This window comes from Streptomyces sp. NPDC006332 (assembly GCF_040612855.1).
Lineage (GTDB): Bacteria > Actinomycetota > Actinomycetes > Streptomycetales > Streptomycetaceae > Streptomyces.
Genome location: NZ_JBEXRA010000022.1, coordinates 1 through 17,561 on the forward strand (window position 1 = coordinate 1; position 17,561 = coordinate 17,561).

Consider the following 17,561-nt stretch of genomic DNA (forward strand, 5'->3'; position numbering starts at 1 on the left):
GGGGGTGACTGTTCTCCGCCCGTCCCCCCGGCCGCCGGGCCCGCCGCCGGCCCCCCCCCCCCCCACGACCGCCCTGCGGGTGCTGCTGGTCGCCGACGTCCTCGTCCGCGCCCTGGAAATGGGCGGTACACCCGTCTGGGCGCTGCTGAGCGGTCGAGGGGAGGAGCCGGACCTCAGAGCGGGGGCCGCGGCTCTCGGCATCCGGCCCTTCGAGGACAGCCGCGGGTCCGGCACCGGTCTGGGCGAGGCGCAGGTGCTCAGTGTGGTGGGCGAGGCCACCGAGGACGCGGCGGGCAGCGCGGCCGAACCCGACCCGGCGCAGCTGCCACGCGGTGTCCGTGTCCTGGTCGCCCCCGCCGACCCGGCGGCCACCGTGATTCCCGGGGACACCGTGGTTCCTGGGGACACCGACCCCACTGTCGTCCGTCTGGTGCTGCTGTCCCGGCGCCGGACCTCGCCCGTGCGGCTCGACGCGGACGCCCTGGACGAGGCACGGGACACGCTCGTACGGTGGCGACGCGCGGTCGCCGACTGGGCACGGCAGCCGTCCCGGGCCATCCCGGAGGACGTGCGCGGACAGCTGCGTGCCGCCTGGGAGAACGACCTGGACGTGCCCGGCGTGCTCCGGGTCCTGCACCGGGTGGAGACCTCCGAGCTGCCGGAGGGTGCCCGCTTCGAGACGTTCGCCTACGCCGACCGGCTGCTCGGCCTCGAACTCACCCGCGACCTGGGATCCGCGGCGTGACCGGCCCGGCGGGTGCGGGCCCGCTGCGTCACCTGGTCGTGCTGCGGCACGCCAAGTCCGCCTGGCCCGAAGGCGTACCCGACCATGAACGGCCCCTGGCGCCGCGTGGCCGCCGGGACGCCCCGGCCGCCGGCCGTGCGCTCGCCGAAGCGGGCCTGCTGCCGGATCTCGCCCTGTGCTCCACCGCCGTACGGGCCCGCCAGACCTGGGAACTGGCCTGCGCGCAGTGGGACACACCGCCGCCGGTCCGGTTCGAGGCGGGGGTGTACGCGGCCGACGTACCCGAACTGCTCGACGCCGTGCGGTCCGCGCCCGCCGAGGTCGACACGCTGCTGCTGGTCGGGCACAACCCCGGACTGGAGGAACTGGTCCTCGATCTCGCCGGGGACGGCCTCGACGACATGCTGGAGCAGGTCGGCGTGAAATTCCCGACCTCGGCGATCGCCGTGCTGGCCTGGCGCGGCACTCACTGGCACGACCTCAGCCCGGGGACGGCCCTGCTGACGAACGTGATCGTGGCCCGGGGCAAGGGATAGCCGCCCGGCACCGCGCGACGAGCCCGGCAGAGGGTGCGCCTAGGCTGGCCGGATGCAGGACGAGTACCGCACCGTCGCCCGCGCGGGTGTGCACGAGACCGAGGTCAACCGCTCCCGCTTTCTGTGCTCCCTCGCCCCGGCGGCCACCGAGCAGGAGGCCCAGGACTTCGTCGCGGGCCTGCGCAGGGAGCACGCGGACGCCTCGCACAACTGCTTCGCGTACGTCATCGGCGCCGACGCCGCCATCCAGCGCGCGAGCGACGACGGCGAACCCGGCGGCACCGCCGGCGCCCCCATGCTCCAGATGCTGCTGCGCCGCGACATGCGGTACGTCGTCGCCGTCGTCACCCGCTACTACGGCGGCGTCAAGCTCGGTGCGGGCGGCCTCATCAGGGCGTACGGCGGAGCGGTCGGCGAGGCGCTCGACGCCCTCGGCACGATCACCCGCCGCCGGTTCCGGCTCGCCACGGTGACGGTCGACCACCAGCGGGCGGGCAAGGTGCACAACGACCTGCGCGCCACCGGGCGTGAGGTGCGGGACGTGCGCTACGGCGAGGCGGTCACGATCGAGATCGGGCTGCCGGACGCCGACGTCGCGGCCTTCCGGGCTTGGCTGGCAGATGCCACCGCCGGGACGGCCGGGTTCGAACTGGGGGGAGAGGCGTACGGGGACGCGTGAGGGTCCGCCGTGGCGGGAGGCGTGGGGTGGTCGTGGGCCGGGTCACCTCGGTAGGTGGGTGGGTGAAGGCCGTCCCGGGCAAGCGTCATGACGGGTCGATACGGGAGTAACCGCCCGCGTTGTCAGACCCGGCGGTTAGTCTCGAGGATCATGAGGCTGTTGCACACTTCCGACTGGCATCTGGGCCGGGCGTTCCACCGGGTGAACATGCTCGACGCCCAGGCCGAGTTCATCGGCCATGTCGTCACCGCCGTGCGGGAGCAGGGCGTTGACGCGGTCGTCGTGTCGGGAGACGTGTACGACCGGGCGGTGCCGCCGCTCGCCGCGGTCGAGTTGTTCGACGACGCCCTGCACCGCCTCGCCGACCTCGGCGTGCCCACGGTCATGATCTCCGGCAACCACGACTCGGCCCGGCGTCTCGGTGTGGGCGCGGGCCTCATCGACCGCGCGGGCATCCATCTGCGCACCGAGCCGTCGTCGTGCGGGGTTCCGGTGGTGCTGTCCGACGCCCACGGCGACGTGGCCTTCTACGGCCTGCCCTATCTGGAACCCGCCCTGGTGAAGGACGAGTTCGCCGTGGCCAGGGCCGGACATGAGGCGGTGCTCGCCGCCGCCATGGACCGCGTCCGCGCCGACCTCGCCACCCGCGAGCCCGGCACGCGTTCCGTCGTCCTCGCGCACGCCTTCGTCACCGGCGGCGAGGCCAGCGACAGCGAGCGGGACATCACCGTCGGAGGGGTGGCCGCCGTGCCCGCCGGTGTCTTCGACGGAGTCGACTACACGGCGCTCGGGCATCTGCACGGCAGCCAGACGATCACCGAGCGTGTGCGCTACTCCGGCTCCCCGCTGCCGTACTCCTTCTCCGAGTCCGACCACCGCAAGAGCATGTGGCTCGTCGACCTGGACGCCGAGGGCGCGGTGACCGCCGAACGTGTCGACTGCCCGGTGCCCCGCGCCCTGGCCCGCATCCGCGGCACCCTGGAGGACCTGCTCGCCGATCCGGGACTCGCCCGGCACGAGGAGGCGTGGGTCGAGGCGACACTCACCGACCCGGTCCGGCCCGCCGACCCCATGGCCCGGCTCGCCGAACGCTTCCCGCACACGCTCAGCCTCGTCTTCGACCCCGAGCGGGCGCCGGACGACCCGGCCGTGTCGTACGCCAGGCGGCTGGCCGGGCGCAGCGACCAGCAGATCGCGGAGGACTTCGTGGCCCATGTGCGCGGCGCCGGACCCGACGCGCGTGAACAGGTGGTGCTGCGGGACGCGTTCGACACGGTCCGCGCGGACGCGACGGTGCGCGAGGTGGCGCGGTGAGGCTGCACCGACTGGAGATCACCGCGTTCGGCCCCTTCGGCGGCTCCCAGACCGTCGACTTCGACGCGCTGTCGGCGGCCGGACTCTTCCTCCTGCACGGACCGACGGGGGCCGGGAAGACCTCCGTCCTCGACGCGGTGTGCTACGCGCTGTACGGATCGGTGCCGGGGGCCCGTCAGAGCGGTCAGGGCATGGCCCTGCGCAGCGACCACGCGGCGGCGGGCGTGCGGACGGAGATCAGCCTCGAACTGACCGTCGCGGGGCGCCGGTTGGAAATCACCCGGCAGCCGCCCTGGGAGCGACCGAAGAAGAAGGGCCGTCCGGGCACCACGGTCGACAAGGCCCAGAGCTGGCTGCGCGGGTACGACGCGACGGCCGGCGTCTGGAAGGACCTCAGCCGCTCCCACCAGGAGATCGGCGAGGAGATCACCCAACTGCTCGGTATGAGCCGAGAGCAGTTCTGCCAGGTGGTGCTGCTGCCGCAAGGCGACTTCGCGCGTTTCCTGCGTGCCGACGCGGAGGCCCGCGGCCGCCTGCTCGGACGGCTCTTCGACACCCAGCGCTTCGCCGAGGTCGAGAAACGGCTCGCCGAGCGCAGGCGGGCGGCCGAGGCCCAGGTGCGCGACGGGGACGCCGCGTTGCTGGCCGACGCGCACCGCATGCAGCAGGCGGCCGGCAGCGTCATGGAGCTGCCCGAACTGACGCCCGGTGAACCGGGTCTGGCCGACGCCGTGCTGAGCGCGGCGGCCGTCGCCCGCAGCACCGCCCGCGAGCAGCTCACCATCGCCCACTGCCGGCTCACGTCCGCCGAGTCCGCCCAGGCGGCGGCCGAGCGTGACCTCGCCGACGTGCGTGAACTGGCCCGACTGCAGCGCCGGGGCGCCGAGGCGCGGGAGAGGGCCGCACGCCTGGAGGAGGGCGCCGGCGCCTACCGGGAGGCGCAGGCGCGGATGGAGCGGGGCCGCAAGGCCCAGGCGGTGGCGCCGGCCCTGGAGCTGCGCGAGGCGGCCGACAGTGAACACCGGCGGGCCGCGGCGGCGGAGGCACACGCGCGTGCCCTGCTGCGTGACGCCCTCGACGGCGACCCCGGCCACGTCCTCGGCGACACCGGGACCGGCATGCGACGCGCCGGCGCCTTCGGCGAGGGAACGGTGGATGCCGGGTCGGAGGCGACCCTCGCCGACACCCATGCGCCGGCCCGGGCCGCTTTCGCCGACGCGGGTGCCGTCTCACTCGCCTCCGCCGCCCGGCGGGCCGCGGAGGAACTGGGCGGCCTGGAGTCGGCTCGCCGTGCCGAGCGACGGCTGGCCGACCTGGTGGCCGAACGTGCCGACCTGGACCGGCAGGAGCGGGCAGACGACGAGGTCCGGCAGGACGCGCAGGCCTGGCTCGCCGAATGGGAGACGACCCGGACCGCACTGCGGAGTCGTATCGAGTCCGCGCAGGAGGCGACGACACGGGCCGAACAGCTCTCCGTGCAGCGCGAGCCCGCACAGAAGCGGCTGAGTGCCGCACGGCTGCGTGACCAGTTGACAGGTGACACGGAAACGGCCGCCGAGCAGGCCCGCCGCACCCGGGAGCGGGCGCTGACGGCCAAGGCGCACTGGCTCGACGTCAAGGAGCAACGCCTCCAGGGCATCGCCGCCGAACTCGCCGCGCAACTGTCGGACGGCGACCCCTGCGCCGTCTGCGGCGCCACCGAGCACCCCGCCCCGGCGCGCAAGGACGCCGGGCACGTGGATCGGGAGGCGGAGGAGCGGGCGCTGACCGCCTACCAGCAGGCGGAGGAGCTGCACACGAAGGAGGAACGGCGCCTGGGCGACGTACGGGAGGCCCTGGCCGTCGCGACCGCCGAGGCCGGTGACATACCCACGGATCAACTCGCCGAAGAAGCGGAGGAGTTGGAGCGTCTGTACGCGCGGGCGCGCAGGGACGCCTCCGCGCTGCACCCCGCGCGCGAGGAGCTGCGGCGCGCCGAGGGCGAGCACGAACAGCGGACCGCCTCCCAGCAGCAGGCAGCCGTGCGGGCCGCCGCGCGGGTCGGACGGCGTGAGCGGCTGGACCGTGAGAAGAGCGCCCTGGAAGCCGAGTTGGCCCAGGCACGCGGAAACGCCGACAGCGTGGCCGCGCGGGCCGCGCAGTTGGAGCGCGGGGTCGCGCTGCTCGGTGACGCCGCCGAGTGCGCGCGGATCGCCGAGGACACCGCCCAGCGCCTCAAGGACGCCGACGCCCGCCTCGCCGACGCCGCTTTCCGGTACGGCTTCGACACCCCGCAGGCCGCGGCCGCGGCCCTGCTGGATGACACGGCCCACCGTGAACTCCAACGACGGCTGGACGCCTGGCAGTCGGAGGAGGCCGCCGTACGGTCCGTCCTCGCCGAGGCCGACACCGCGGCCGCCGCGCTGCGCCCGCCCGCCGACCTCACCGGGGCGGAGCGGACCGCGGCCACCGCCGCCCAGCGGCTGCGGGACGCCGCCTCCGGCCGCGACGCGGCGGCCCGGCGCTGCACCGAACTGGACCGGCTCTCCGCGCGTGCGGCCGCCGGCGTGCGACGGCTGGCGCCGCTGCGTGAGGAGTACGAGCGGGTGGCCCGCCTCGCCGGCCTCGCCGCGGGCACCTCGGCGGACAACGACCGCAAGATGCGCCTGGAGTCGTATGTGCTGGCGGCCCGGCTGGAACAGGTGGCCGCCGCCGCGACCGTACGGCTGCAGCGCATGTCCTCGGGCCGCTACACCCTGGTCCACTCCGACGACCGTACCGGCCGCGGCCGCAGCGGGCTCGGTCTGCACGTCGTCGACGCCTGGACCGGGCGGGAGCGGGACACGGCCACGCTGTCCGGCGGGGAGACCTTCTTCGCCTCGCTCGCCCTCGCCCTGGGCCTCGCGGACGTCGTCACCGACGAGGCCGGCGGGGTCCGGCTGGACACCCTCTTCATCGACGAGGGCTTCGGCAGCCTCGACGACCAGACCCTCGACGAGGTCCTCGACGTCCTCGACTCCCTGCGCGAACGTGACCGCAGCGTGGGCATCGTCAGTCACGTCCCGGATCTGCGGCGGCGCATCCACGCGCAGTTGGAGGTCGTGAAGGGGCGAGCGGGGTCGACGCTGCGGCAGCGGGGCGTCTGATCTCATCGCCCCAGGCGGCGGCGCGACAGCGGGGACGAGTGCACGACGCTCGTCGTCACCGAGCCGAGCGCGTGGAGCGCTCCTTCAGCGGCCGGCTCGGCGACCGCGGGTTCCTGCCGCACCGCCGTTCAGGTCGTCGCCGCTCAGCCACTCCTGCTGACGCAGTGCTTCAACAGGTCAGCGGTGATCGGGTCGATGATCCGGTAGCGGACCACCCGCCCCTCCTTCTCGCCCGCCACGATGTCGGCGGCGCGCAGGAGCCGCAGGGCCTGGGACACGGCGGGGTCATTCATTCCGGTCGCGATGGCGAGGTCGGAGACAGCGAGCGGACCCGTCTCGCGCAGAGCCAGCAGGAGGGCGAGGCGCCGGGGATCGGAGAGCAGGGAGAATCGCTCCGCCCAGGCGCGGACGTGGTCGGGTTCGCCGATGGCGGCGACGGCGTCGCAGACCCGGTGGCCGTCTATCGTGCGGCGGTCTGCGCGTTCGGCGGGGACGAGATGCATGGAAGCAATATCGCAGGTCGCGGTGTGATCTTGCATACCTGCGTAGCCGCGCAGGTATGCAGGAGTGAGTGGTCGCCCGTACGGTGGGCGGGCCGTGGTGTTCGGGAAGCCGGTGACAGCCCTTCGTGGTTCGAGGGGTTCAGGCCGGAGCGGCCCTCGCCACTGTGATCGGGGAGTTTCCGTCCCAGTTGTGCACGGTCACTGTTCGCCTCCGGGCGGACGGGAAGGCCGGAACGGAGACGTGTGTACCCGTAAGCCAGGAGACCGGCCACGGCACTTCACGAAGTGATCCACGAGGTGCTGGAGCGTGACCGTATGACCCTGCCCACCGGGCCCGACGTGCCCACTGTTTTTCGCTGGCGGCGCGAGGACACCGTGCGTACCGCCGGTCTCCTGGCGGTGATCGCCGCGCTGCACGTCGTGGCGTTCGGCATTCTGTTCCTGCTCGTCGTGCCGGCGCACTACGAGGTCGGTTCCAAGGCGTTCGGGATCGGCCTCGGCGTGACCGCGTACACGCTCGGTATGCGGCACGCGTTCGACGCCGATCACATCGCCGCGATCGACAACACCACCCGCAAGCTGATGGCCGACGGCAAGCGGCCGGTGTCGGTCGGGTTCTGGTTCGCGCTCGGCCATTCCAGCGTGGTGGTCGTGATGGCCGCCCTGGTGGCGGGAGGCGCACAACTCGCCGGCACGTTGATGAACGACGACTCACGTACCCACCAGACCCTCGGTGTCGTCGGCACGACTGTCTCCGGGACCTTCCTCTACCTCATCGCGGCGCTCAACCTCGTGGCACTGGTCGGCATCCTGCGGGTCTTCCGGGCCATGCGCTCCGGCACGTACGACGAGACCGCCCTCGAACAGCATCTGGACTCGCGGGGGTTCATGAACCGCGTCCTGGGCCGCTTCACCAGGTCGATCACCCGGCCCGGGCAGATGTTTCCGCTGGGCTTCCTCTTCGGCCTGGGCTTCGACACCGCGACCGAGGTCACCCTGATGGTGATGGCGGGCAGCGGCGCCGCGGCGGGGCTGCCGTGGTACGCGATCCTGTGCCTGCCACTGCTGTTCGCCGCGGGGATGAGCCTGTTCGACACCCTCGACGGGACGTTCATGAACTTCGCCTACCAGTGGGCGTTCTCCAACCCGGTGCGCAAGGTGTTCTACAACCTCGCCATCACCGGGCTGTCCATCGCGGTCGCCTTCCTGATCGGCACCATCGAACTGGTCGGGGTGCTGCACGAGAAGCTCGGTCTGCGCGACACGGTGACTGGTTGGATCGCCGACCTGGACATGGACAACGTCGGTTACATCATCGTCGGTCTGTTCGTGGTCGTGTGGGCGGCGGCGCTGGCGTACTGGCGGCTGGCCAAGGTGGAGCAGAGGTGGGCCGCCCGTCTCGCCGAGGGCGACTGACATCCGGCGCGTGATCTAGGAGGCGGGCGCGCCGGGCAGGACGCGGTGGTGGTGTTCCAGCCAGGGCGACGGAGGAGATCCGTCGGCCGCATGGCAGCATCAGGGCATGAGCGCGTCCTCGGCGGTGCGGAGCCTGCGCGCGGCGGTGTTCGCCGCGCTGTGCGTGCTGCTCGCCGTCGGGGGGCACACACTGGCGACCGGTGTGGCACCGGCCGTGTGGGTGCAGGCCGTCGGATTCGTGCCGGTCTTCGGGGCCGGCTACCTGCTGGGCGGCCGGGAGCGGTCGCTGGCGGCCATCGGCGCCGGGACGCTGGCGGCCCAGGGCGGCCTGCACCTCGCGTTCGGCGCCGCACGGTCGCACACCACCATGGTCATGCACGGTATGCGCATGTACCACACGCAGGCCGTGATCCCGCACGCCACCGCCGCTCATGTCGCGGCGGCACTGGTGCTGACCTGGTGGCTGCGGCGCGGGGAGGCCGCTCTGTGGTCGCTGCTGCGCCGGACCGCCGCGCTGGTGCCGGGCCTTGCGGCCTGGTGGCGGGTGAGCGGCGGGACACGGCTGGTGCCGGACGCGCGGGACGTCGCTCGGCCGGGTCGGCGGGCCGACTGGTCGCGCCCGCTCCCACGCCTCCTGCTGCGGCACGCGGTGCAGCGGCGCGGCCCGCCACCCGGGACTCCGTACCCGATCTGACCCCAACACACCTTCCCAGTACGGAGATCGACCCAACATGTCCCGAGTACGCATCACGCTGCGCCGCGTCGGCGCCGTCACCGCTCTCGCCGCGGCCGGAGTCCTCGCCGCCGCGGGCATCGCCTCCGCGCACGTCACCGTCCACCCCGACAGCTACGCCAAGGGCGCCACCGACGGCGTCCTGACCTTCCGCGTCCCCAACGAGGAGGACACCGCCTCCACCACCGAGGTGCAGGTGTTCCTGCCCACCGACCACCCCGTCCTCGGCGTCCTCGTCTCCCCGCGGGACGGCTGGAGTGCCAAGGTCACGAACACCAAGCTCAAGAAGCCGGTCAAGACCGACGACGGCACCATCACCGACGCGGTCTCCGAAGTCACCTGGACCGGCGGCAAGATCGGCCCCGGGCACTACGAGGACTTCGACGTCGCCTTCGGCCAGCTGCCCGAGGACAGCGACCAGCTGACCTTCAAGACGCTCCAGACCTATTCCGACGGCAAGACGGTCCGCTGGATCGAGGAGGCGGCGCAGGGCGACGAGGAGCCGGAGAACCCGGCGCCGGTCCTCAAACTCACCGCGAAGAGCGCCTCGGACGACTCCGGCGTGCCGGCCGCCTCCGCGTCCTCTGCAAAGACCCCTGCGGCCGCCGCCTCCGACAGCAGCGACTCCACCGCGCGCGGTCTCGGTGTCGCCGGGCTGGTCGTGGGCGTCCTGGGCCTGGCCGTGGCGGCCTTCGCCGTGATCCGTAGCCGCTCCGGCGGTACCCGGCCCGAGTGAGGTGGACGCCAGAACTGTGGTTGCCGAGGCCGGGGTTCGCCGGACTTTGCGGCCGTGTAGGTTCTGGCGCATGGTGCGATACGCGGAGCCGGGCGTGGCGGAGTGGGTCGAATCGGGCGGCGGCCCGCTCATAGCGGTGCCGGAGACGGTCCTGCCGTTCTGGGCGGGCGCCGACGGCGACGAGACGGCGTCCGACTACGACCGGGCGTGCGAGGTCGACGGCTTCGTCGGACTGCTTCCGGTGGGCGACTCCGCGGCGCTGGTCCTCGGGGACGAACCGGCCTCGACCGCGTTCCTGCCCGACCACGCCGTCTTCGTCCGCTGGGGCGCCGCGGACTCCGAGGACGAACTGCTCGCCGAGGTACCGGCGGCCCTCGCCACCGCGGCCTGGGAGGACGAGGTGCGCTGGACGGTGCCCGGTCCGGTCGTCCTGTTCGACGCGGCCTGGCCGGGCCACGACTGTGCCCGTACCGACAACCTGCGGGTCGTCCTGGAGCCGGGCAGCTACGCGGTCCGCGCGGCCCAGGCCAGACCCGGCCCCGAGGCCTGGCTCGGTCTCGTACAGCTACGGCGGCTGTGATCTCGTCCGTCTTGTCTGTCCGTTTCCGCGTCCTCTCCTTGCCGCTCCTCGCGCGGGCGACCGCGCGAGGAGACGGGCGAGGGACGCCGGGACCGACTACAGCTGGGACAGCTCGTCCACCAGGTCGTCCAGGCCCAGCGATCCCTGCGACAGGGCCGCCATGTGCCAGGCCTTGAGGTCGAAGGCGTCGCCGTGCCGCTCGCGCGCCTTCTCCCGGCCCAGCAGCCAGGCCCGCTCGCCGAGCTTGTAGCCGATCGCCTGCCCCGGAATCGTCAGATAGCGGGTCAGCTCGCTCTCCACGAAGTCCGCCGGGCGGCTGCTGTGAGCGCCGAAGAACTCCTGTGCCAGCTCCGGCGTCCAGCGCTCGCCGGGGTGGAAGGGCGAGTCGGCCGGGATCTCCAGCTCCAGATGCATGCCGATGTCGACGATGACCCGGGCCGCCCGCATCATCTGCGCGTCGAGGTAACCGAGCCGCTGCTCCGCGTCCGTGAGGAAGCCCAGCTCGTCCATCAGCCGCTCCGCGTACAGCGCCCAGCCCTCCGCGTTGGCGCTGACCATGCCGATCGAGGCCTGGTAGCGGGAGAGGCTCCCGGCGACGTGCGCCCACTGGGCGAGTTGCAGGTGATGGCCCGGGACACCCTCGTGGTACCAGGTCGAGACGAGGTCGTAGACCGGGAAGCGGGTCTGGCCCATCGTCGGCAGCCAGGTGCAGCCCGGACGCGAGAAGTCCTCCGACGGGGGCGTGTAGTACGGGGCCGCCGCGCCGCCGGGCGGGGCGATGCGGGACTCCACCTTCCGTACCCGCTCCGCGAGTTCGAAGTGGGTGCCGTCCAGCGCGTCGATCGCCTGGTCCATCAGGCCCTGCAGCCAGTCGCGGACCTCGTCGACGCCCTCGATGTGCCTGCCGTGCTCGTCGAGGTGGGCCAGCGCCACCCACGGCGTCTCGGCGCCGGGCAGGATCTTCTCGGCCTCCTGCTTCATCTCGGCCAGCAGACGGTGGTACTCGGCCCAGCCGTAGGCGTACGCCTCGTCGAGGTCGAGGTCGGTGCCGTTGAAGTAACGCGACCAGCGGGCGTAGCGCTCCCTGCCCACCGTGTTCGGGGCGCCCTCGATCGCCGGCGTGTACACATCGTGCATCCAGTCCCGCAGCTCGGCCACGGCCGCGGTCGCCGCGCGGGCCGCCTCGTCGAGCTCCGCGCGCAGCGCCTCGGGACCCGCCGCCGCGAAGTCCTCGAACCAGCCGGTGCCCTTGCCGTCCGTGTCCGCCCACTCGGTGAGCTGGCCGACGAAGGTGGCGGTCGGGCGCGGACCGGCGTACAGCTCGCGTTCCAGGCCCAGCGCGAGGGACTCGCGGTAACCCGCCAACGCGGTCGGCACCGCGCGCAGCCGCTCCGCGATCGCCGCCCAGTCCTCGTCGGTGGTGGCCGGTGTGACGGTGAAGATGTCGCGCACGGAGTGCGCCGGCGTTCCCAGGTTGCCGACCGCGCGCAGGCCCTCGTCGGCCTCGTGCACCCGGAGCTCGGCGGTCAGCCGCTCGCGCAGCAGACGCGCGCACCGGCGCTCGATGTCGCTGTCCGCGCCGGGTTGCCGTTCGGCCTCGTCGAGCCGCGCGAGCGTCCCGCGGGCCAGGTCCGCGAGCGCCTGCTGGCCCGCTGGTGAGAGGTCGGGCAGGCGGCGCGAACTCTCCGGTACGCCGAGGTACGTACCGGTGACCGGGTCGAGGGCGATGAGCTCGTCGACGTAGGCGTCGGCGACCTCGCGGGGAAGCGGGCTCTTGGTCTCTGACATGCGGTCCATCCTCGTACGACGGACCGTCGCGCGTCACTCCGATTGTGCCGAGGACGCGGTCCGGCCCGCTCGTCCGGCCCGCACGACCTCCTCGGAGAACTCCCGCTCCCGTTCGTGCGAAGGCCGCGCGGTGACCGGCGCCGTGTCCAGCCGGGCGGTGATCACCAGGGTGCCTTCCTCGACCTGGTAGTCGAGGGGGAGCCCCAGCCCGCGCATCGCGGCGACCATGCCGGTGTTGGACGACCGCGTCACCGCGTACACGCTCGCGCACCCGGCCTCGACGGCCATCGCCACCAGCCGGCCGAGGAGTTCGGTGCCGATGCCGCGCCGCTGCCAGGCGTCCTCGACGAGCAGCGCGACCTCCGTCTCGTCCCCGTCCCACAGCAGGTGCCCGAGTCCGACGATGCGCCCGGAGGCGGTCTGCACGGCGAGGGTCCGGCCGAAGCGCGGGCTGAGCAGGTGCCCCAGGTAACGGTCGGCGTCACCGACAGGCCCGTGATAGCGCATCCCGAGCGTCCGCGCGGAACACCGCTCGTGCATCGCGGCCGCGGCCTCCAGGTCGCCGGCGTCGGCCCGGCGCACGGTGATCGCGTTGCCGGCGGGCAGTGTCAGCACGTCCTGGCCGCGCGGCACCCGCGGACCGAGGTGCGCGTCCAGCTCCACCAGGGCGCGTGCCCGCGCGAACTCGGTCGGGGTGAACGGCAGATACGGCCGCTCCACGGTGATCACTCCGCCTTCCGGCGCCCGCAGCCGCATCACCGTGTCCTCCAGCACCCCCTCCACCGGCACGGCCGCAGGCCCTCGGCCGGTGCCGGACGCGGGCCGGGCGGGCAGTTGACGGATGGTGCAGCGCCCCAGCAACTGTCGTAGCGCCAGCGGCAGTTCAGCCGCGTCCAGGGCGGTACGGGCGGCCAGGCCGAGAACCCGGGTCGGCGGGTCCACCAGGTCGTGGGCGTCGGCCCGCTCGATCCAGGTGTCGGCACCGCCGGCCGTCGTCACCGCCTGTGTGATGTCAAGACCGTCGAGGTCGGCGGGGGCACGCAGCAGGAACTCGTCCACCGTGCCCTCGGCCAGCGGGTGCGCCTGCAGGCTCAGGATGTCGACCCGCTGCCCGGCAAGAGCAGCGCACAGGGCGGCCAGCGAGCCCGGCTCGTCCCGCACCGTCGTCCGCATCCGCCACAGCGTGTTCTCCCCGGCCCGCTGCTCTTCTGCCTGGTGCTCCTCGGGCAGCTGTTCCTCGGGTAGTGGGCGGGCGCCGGTATCACTCGTCGGCGGGGCGTGACCGTGGCGGCGTGACAACCATGTGCGGAAGGCCGCCGAGACGATCTGCCAGGGGTGTACGGGACGCGCGTCCCCGGAACGTGTCACATCAGAGAGATTTCGAGTCATGGAACCACTGTGGAGGAATGGTGTTGCGTGATCACGAACGCCTTGTGACTGCTGGGTAAAGTGTGCTTCCCCGTACCGTTCGTCGCTCTTTGTGCCGTGGTGCCGCGCACCGGGAGATGACGCCGGTGCGCGGCATGCCTTCCAGGGTACGGGAGTTGAGGTACGGGACTTACTGGCCGACCCGCCCCGGCTGCAGCACCTTGGTGAACAGCACGGTGCCGTCCTGCTCGCGCAGCCGCACGGTCAGCTCCCCGCTGTCACCGTCGATGTCGACCTCGCCGAAGAACTGGTAGCCGCCCGCGGGCGACACGTTCGACGCGGTCGGCGCCTTCACGAACACCCGCTCCGGGCCGAAGGTGTTGTCCAGCGCGCTGGCCGGGAAGGCGCCCGCGTTGAGCGGCCCGGACACGAACTCCCAGAAGGGCTCGAAGTCCGTGAAGGCCGCCCGCGAGGGCTGGTAGTGCTGTGCCGAGGTGTGGTGCACGTCGGCCGTCAGCCACACCGTGCCGGTGATCCGGCGGTGCTTGACGTACCGCAGCAGCTCGGCGATCTGCAGCTCACGCCCCAGCGGCGCGCCCGGGTCGCCCTGCGCCACCGCCTCGATGTTCTGCTTGCCCTCGGTGGTGTCCGGCACGACCAGCCCGAGCGGCATGTCGGACGCGATCACCTTCCACACCGCACGAGACCGCGACAGCTCCCGCTTGAGCCACCCGAGCTGTTCCCGGCCGAGGATGCCCTGCGGGTCCACGGTCTGGTCGTCGGGGGAGTTGGCGTTGCGGTACGTGCGCATGTCCAGCACGAACACGTCCAGCAGCGGACCCTGCCGCAGCACCCGGTACACCCGGCCGTCACGCGCGCCCGGTGTCAGCGTGGAGATCGGGAAGTACTCGCTGAACGCCCGTCGGGCCCGCGCCGCGAGTACGTCCACGTTCTTCTCGGTGTAGCGGGTGTCGGTGGCCGCGATCGTCTCGCCCGGGTACCAGTTGTTGCGGACCTCGTGGTCGTCCCACTGGATGATCGACGGCACCCGCGCGTTGAACCTCTTCAGGTTCTCGTCCAGCAGGTTGTAGCGGAAGTTGCCGCGGAACTCGGCCAGGGTCTCGGCGACCTTGGACTTCTCCTCGGTTGTGATGTTCCGCCAGGTGCTGCCGTCGGGTAGGGCCGCGGTCGCCGTGATCGGGCCGTCGGCGTAGATGTTGTCGCCGCTGCAGAGGAAGAAGTCGGGGTCGAGCCCGGCCATCGCCCGGTAGATCGTGTAGCCGCCGAAGTCGGGGTTGATGCCCCAGCCCTGCCCGGCCAGGTCGCCGGACCACAGGAAACGCACCCCGTTGCGCCTGCGCGGCGACACGGTGCGGAAGGTGCCGGTGACCGGCTCGCCGGTGCGGCGCGGATCGTCCGGGTCGGCCAGCAGGACGCGGTAGTTGATCTGCTCGCCGGACGGCAGCCCCCGCAGGCGGGTCGTGCCGGTGAAGTCGGTGTCCGCGCCGAGCAGCGGACCATGCCATCTGCGGGGATTGCGGAACGACTCGGTCGCGGACGTCTCGACGATCATCCGGGCCGGCCGGTCGGACCGCACCCACACCAGTCCGGAGTCGGCGGTCACGTCTCCCGTCTGCACGCCCCAGCCGGCCTTCGGACGTCCGGACAGGGCGAAGGCCGGTGCCGCGCCGAGGGCGGTGGGCAGGGCCAGGACCGCCGAAGCGGCCAGGGAGCCGCGCAGGACACTGCGGCGACCGGGGAGCGGACGGTGTGACATGGATACGCCTCCAGCGACGGGATCCGGCCAGTGTGCAGTGCCACAACTACTGGGGCGCCGCAGCGCGCACGGAAACCGCAGGTGAACAACTGGTCGCGGGAACAAGGGAACCTGTGTGCGATTCGCCGGGGTGGTGCGCGGTTCACCGGGGTGCGCGGTGCGCGCCGGTCAGTGAGTGACCGCCGCGGCCATCATCCGTACACCGTCACGGATCCGCGCGGGGGAGAGGTGCGCGTAACCCAGGACAAGGCGGATGTCCCCCTTTCCGCCGGACTGGCCCTCGGCCCCGGCCTCATCCGCTGCGGCTGCCGCTGCCGCTGCCGCTGCCGCTGCCTCCGACCCCGCCTCGGCGCGCGCATGCCTGCAGTCCGACAGCGGGCGTACGGCCACCCCGGCCGAGGCCACCTCCGACAGGAACCGTTCCTGCGGGCCGTAGCGCTCCGGTAGCGCGGCGATGACGTGCAGTCCGGCGGCGATCCCGGACACCTCCGTGCCGGGGAAGTGCTCCCGCAGAGCGTCGAGCAGGGCGTCCCGGCGTTCCCGGTAGGCGCGTCGGCAGCGGCGCAACTGGCGGTCGTAGTCGCCGCGCTCCACGAACCGGGCGAACAGCGCCTGATCCAGCGCGGGATGCCCCAGGTCCAGGGTCCGCTTACGGGCGACGACCTCCTCGACGAGCCGCTCCGGGACCAGCAGCCAGCCCAGCCGCAACCCCGGTGCGAGCGACTTGCTGACCGAGCCCGCGTACGCCACGTGGTCGGGGTCGAGGCCCTGCAACGCTCCCACGGGGGCACGGTCGTAACGGAAGTCGCCGTCGTAGTCGTCCTCCAGGACGAGACCGTCCACGGACCGTGCCCAGTCGAGCAGCTCCGCGCGTCGGCGCGCGGAGTAGGCGACCCCGGTGGGGAACTGGTGGGCCGGGGTCGTCACCACCGCCCGTACGCCCGAGGCCCGCAGAGCGCCCACGGCGAGCCCCTCGTCGTCCAGCGGGACGGGCACCGTGCTGACACCGGCCGCCGCGTACAGCTCGGCGTGCTGGGGGCTCCCGGGGTCCTCGACGCCGACGGCGCGGACACCGCGCGCGTGCAGGACGAAACCGAGCAGGGTGGTCGCCTGGGTCACCCCGGAGACCACCACGATCCGCTCCGGGTCCGCGACCACACCGCGGCGGCGCGCGAGCAGTTCGGCCAGCGCGGTACGCAGCCGGGGCAGTCCCCGCGGATCGGGATAGCCGAGCTCCGGGTGCGCCAGTTCGGCCAGGACACCGCGCTGGGCGGCGGACCACGCGGCCCTCGGGAACATCGACAGGTCCGGTGTCCCGGGGACGAAGTCGGCCCGCGCGCCGACGGGGCGTGGAGCGAGGTCTCGCGCCGGAGGACGCGTGGCCCGTACCGCGTCCCCCACCCAGGTCCCGGCCCCGCGGCCGCTGCGCAGATAGCCCTCCGCCGTCAACTGCTCGTAGGCCTCCGTGATCAGTCCCCTCGACACACCGAGGTCCGCCGCGAGCTCACGGCTCGACGGCAGCCGGGTGCCCACCGCGAGCCGCCCCGAGCGGACCGCCTCACGCAGGGCCGCCTGAAGGGCCCGCCCACGCGAGCGGGCCGGCGCCGACGCGGCGTGGAGCAGCAACTCGGACGTCATGCGACGGGACTCTAGGCCGAGGACGCCGGCAGTACCCGGCGCACCCCGTAACCGGCCAGTCGCGCGGAGAACGAGAGCGTGAACCAGGGCGTGCCGGCCATCGCGGCCAACCGCCGTCGCTCACCGGGCACTTGGCGGCTTCCGCGACCGGTGACGTCCAGCCAGGCGCCGAAGTGCAGCAGCCGCTCCTCGGGTCCGGCGTCGCGGGCGGGAAACGGCCGCATGTGCTCGCGGACCGCACGGGTCAGAGCCCCGCGCCGCGTCACCTCCACCCCGTGCCAGGCCAGGAAGCGGTCCAGCAACTCGGCGGAACGGGACGGGAATCCGCCGCGCGGCGCCGGTGTGCTCCCGGTCAGCCCGGTGTCGTGGAACACCGCGGCGGCCAACAGTCCGGCCCGGTCGTAGTCGATGCCACGGGTCCGGGCGCGGGCGTCGGCCAGCAGGAACGCCCGCAGAGAGTGCGCCGCGACGGAGGGCGGCACCAGACCGGGCAGCTCCGACAGGGCCGCGTCCACGAGCGGGTCGCCGCGCAGCTCGGCCAACGGCGGTTGGATGAGCAGTGGTTGCCACGGTCCAGGCGGCGATCCGGGTGGAACACCGCGTGCTGCGTCCATAGGTGCTGC

15 protein-coding genes and 1 riboswitch are annotated in these 17,561 nt (G+C 73.0%); of the genes, 9 read left to right on the top strand and 6 right to left on the bottom strand.

Features of this window, described 5'->3' with window-relative positions:
* Positions 1 to 4: 4 nt before the first annotated feature.
* The 5 genes from ABZ027_RS20695 (at position 5) to ABZ027_RS20715 (ending at position 6,399) form a co-directional block, all read left to right on the top strand.
* Positions 5 to 745, top strand: a complete 741-nt coding sequence (locus tag ABZ027_RS20695) for a hypothetical protein (protein WP_356770568.1) — start codon at positions 5 to 7, stop codon at positions 743 to 745.
* A complete protein-coding gene (locus ABZ027_RS20700; RefSeq protein ID WP_356770321.1) occupies positions 742 to 1,281 on the top strand; it encodes a histidine phosphatase family protein in 540 nt (179 codons plus the stop codon). The genes ABZ027_RS20695 and ABZ027_RS20700 overlap by 4 nt, the downstream gene beginning before the upstream one ends.
* Positions 1,282 to 1,333: 52 nt before the next feature.
* Positions 1,334 to 1,960 carry a YigZ family protein gene (locus tag ABZ027_RS20705; protein WP_356770323.1) on the top strand — a complete coding sequence of 209 codons (627 nt, stop codon included), beginning with the start codon at positions 1,334 to 1,336 and terminating at the stop codon, positions 1,958 to 1,960.
* 150 nt (positions 1,961 to 2,110) lie between these two features.
* Positions 2,111 to 3,274: an exonuclease SbcCD subunit D gene (locus ABZ027_RS20710; RefSeq protein WP_356770325.1), complete on the top strand. Its 1,164-nt coding sequence runs from the start codon at positions 2,111 to 2,113 to the stop codon at positions 3,272 to 3,274.
* On the top strand, positions 3,271 to 6,399 hold the full coding sequence (locus tag ABZ027_RS20715; RefSeq protein ID WP_356770327.1) for an SMC family ATPase: 3,129 nt from the start codon (positions 3,271 to 3,273) through the stop codon (positions 6,397 to 6,399). Before ABZ027_RS20710 ends, ABZ027_RS20715 begins: the two co-directional genes overlap by 4 nt.
* A 143-nt stretch (positions 6,400 to 6,542) precedes the next feature.
* On the opposite strand, the gene ABZ027_RS20720 is transcribed toward ABZ027_RS20715, so the two are convergent.
* Complete coding sequence (locus ABZ027_RS20720; protein ID WP_356770329.1) at positions 6,543 to 6,902, bottom strand: metalloregulator ArsR/SmtB family transcription factor; 360 nt, start codon at positions 6,900 to 6,902, stop codon at positions 6,543 to 6,545.
* Positions 6,903 to 6,954: 52 nt separating this feature from the next.
* Positions 6,955 to 7,190: riboswitch (cobalamin riboswitch) on the top strand.
* Between the two features lie 27 nt (positions 7,191 to 7,217).
* On the opposite strand from ABZ027_RS20720, the gene ABZ027_RS20725 reads away from it, so the two are divergent.
* The 4 genes from ABZ027_RS20725 to ABZ027_RS20740 all read left to right on the top strand — a co-directional run bounded on the left by ABZ027_RS20725 (position 7,218) and on the right by ABZ027_RS20740 (position 10,367).
* On the top strand, positions 7,218 to 8,318 hold the full coding sequence (locus ABZ027_RS20725; RefSeq protein ID WP_356770331.1) for a HoxN/HupN/NixA family nickel/cobalt transporter: 1,101 nt from the start codon (positions 7,218 to 7,220) through the stop codon (positions 8,316 to 8,318).
* A gap of 106 nt (positions 8,319 to 8,424) precedes the next feature.
* Entirely contained in the window at positions 8,425 to 9,012 is a 588-nt protein-coding gene (locus ABZ027_RS20730; protein WP_356770333.1) for a hypothetical protein, read from the top strand.
* A gap of 37 nt (positions 9,013 to 9,049) precedes the next feature.
* Positions 9,050 to 9,787, top strand: a complete 738-nt coding sequence (locus ABZ027_RS20735; protein ID WP_356770335.1) for a YcnI family protein — start codon at positions 9,050 to 9,052, stop codon at positions 9,785 to 9,787.
* 70 nt (positions 9,788 to 9,857) lie between these two features.
* Positions 9,858 to 10,367, top strand: coding sequence for an immunity 21 family protein (locus ABZ027_RS20740; protein ID WP_356770337.1), 510 nt, complete (start codon positions 9,858 to 9,860; stop codon positions 10,365 to 10,367).
* 96 nt (positions 10,368 to 10,463) lie between these two features.
* On the opposite strand, the gene ABZ027_RS20745 is transcribed toward ABZ027_RS20740, so the two are convergent.
* The 5 genes from ABZ027_RS20745 to ABZ027_RS20765 all read right to left on the bottom strand — a co-directional run bounded on the left by ABZ027_RS20745 (position 10,464) and on the right by ABZ027_RS20765 (position 17,480).
* Positions 10,464 to 12,155, bottom strand: coding sequence for a DUF885 domain-containing protein (locus ABZ027_RS20745; protein WP_356770339.1), 1,692 nt, complete (start codon positions 12,153 to 12,155; stop codon positions 10,464 to 10,466).
* A gap of 33 nt (positions 12,156 to 12,188) precedes the next feature.
* A complete protein-coding gene (locus tag ABZ027_RS20750; RefSeq protein ID WP_356770341.1) occupies positions 12,189 to 13,544 on the bottom strand; it encodes a GNAT family N-acetyltransferase in 1,356 nt (451 codons plus the stop codon).
* Positions 13,545 to 13,713: 169 nt separating this feature from the next.
* On the bottom strand, positions 13,714 to 15,300 hold the full coding sequence (locus ABZ027_RS20755) for an alkaline phosphatase D family protein (protein WP_356770343.1): 1,587 nt from the start codon (positions 15,298 to 15,300) through the stop codon (positions 13,714 to 13,716).
* Between the two features lie 168 nt (positions 15,301 to 15,468).
* Complete coding sequence (locus tag ABZ027_RS20760) at positions 15,469 to 16,938, bottom strand: PLP-dependent aminotransferase family protein (RefSeq protein WP_356770345.1); 1,470 nt, start codon at positions 16,936 to 16,938, stop codon at positions 15,469 to 15,471.
* 11 nt (positions 16,939 to 16,949) lie between these two features.
* Positions 16,950 to 17,480 carry a hypothetical protein gene (locus ABZ027_RS20765; RefSeq protein ID WP_356770347.1) on the bottom strand — a complete coding sequence of 177 codons (531 nt, stop codon included), beginning with the start codon at positions 17,478 to 17,480 and terminating at the stop codon, positions 16,950 to 16,952.
* Between the last annotated feature and the right edge of the window lie 81 nt (positions 17,481 to 17,561).

Bases quoted from the DNA above. Each gene is read 5' to 3' on its own strand.
- ABZ027_RS20705 (WP_356770323.1), top strand. From the start codon at position 1,334: ATGCAGGACGAGTACCGCACCGTCGCCCGCGCGGGTGTGCACGAGACC.
- ABZ027_RS20710 (WP_356770325.1), top strand. From the start codon at position 2,111: ATGAGGCTGTTGCACACTTCCGACTGGCATCTGGGCCGGGCGTTCCAC.
- ABZ027_RS20720 (WP_356770329.1), bottom strand. From the start codon at position 6,902: ATGCATCTCGTCCCCGCCGAACGCGCAGACCGCCGCACGATAGACGGC.
- ABZ027_RS20725 (WP_356770331.1), top strand. From the start codon at position 7,218: ATGACCCTGCCCACCGGGCCCGACGTGCCCACTGTTTTTCGCTGGCGG.
- ABZ027_RS20730 (WP_356770333.1), top strand. From the start codon at position 8,425: ATGAGCGCGTCCTCGGCGGTGCGGAGCCTGCGCGCGGCGGTGTTCGCC.
- ABZ027_RS20735 (WP_356770335.1), top strand. From the start codon at position 9,050: ATGTCCCGAGTACGCATCACGCTGCGCCGCGTCGGCGCCGTCACCGCT.
- ABZ027_RS20740 (WP_356770337.1), top strand. From the start codon at position 9,858: ATGGTGCGATACGCGGAGCCGGGCGTGGCGGAGTGGGTCGAATCGGGC.
- ABZ027_RS20745 (WP_356770339.1), bottom strand. From the start codon at position 12,155: ATGTCAGAGACCAAGAGCCCGCTTCCCCGCGAGGTCGCCGACGCCTAC.
- ABZ027_RS20750 (WP_356770341.1), bottom strand. From the start codon at position 13,544: ATGACTCGAAATCTCTCTGATGTGACACGTTCCGGGGACGCGCGTCCC.
- ABZ027_RS20755 (WP_356770343.1), bottom strand. From the start codon at position 15,300: ATGTCACACCGTCCGCTCCCCGGTCGCCGCAGTGTCCTGCGCGGCTCC.
- ABZ027_RS20760 (WP_356770345.1), bottom strand. From the start codon at position 16,938: ATGACGTCCGAGTTGCTGCTCCACGCCGCGTCGGCGCCGGCCCGCTCG.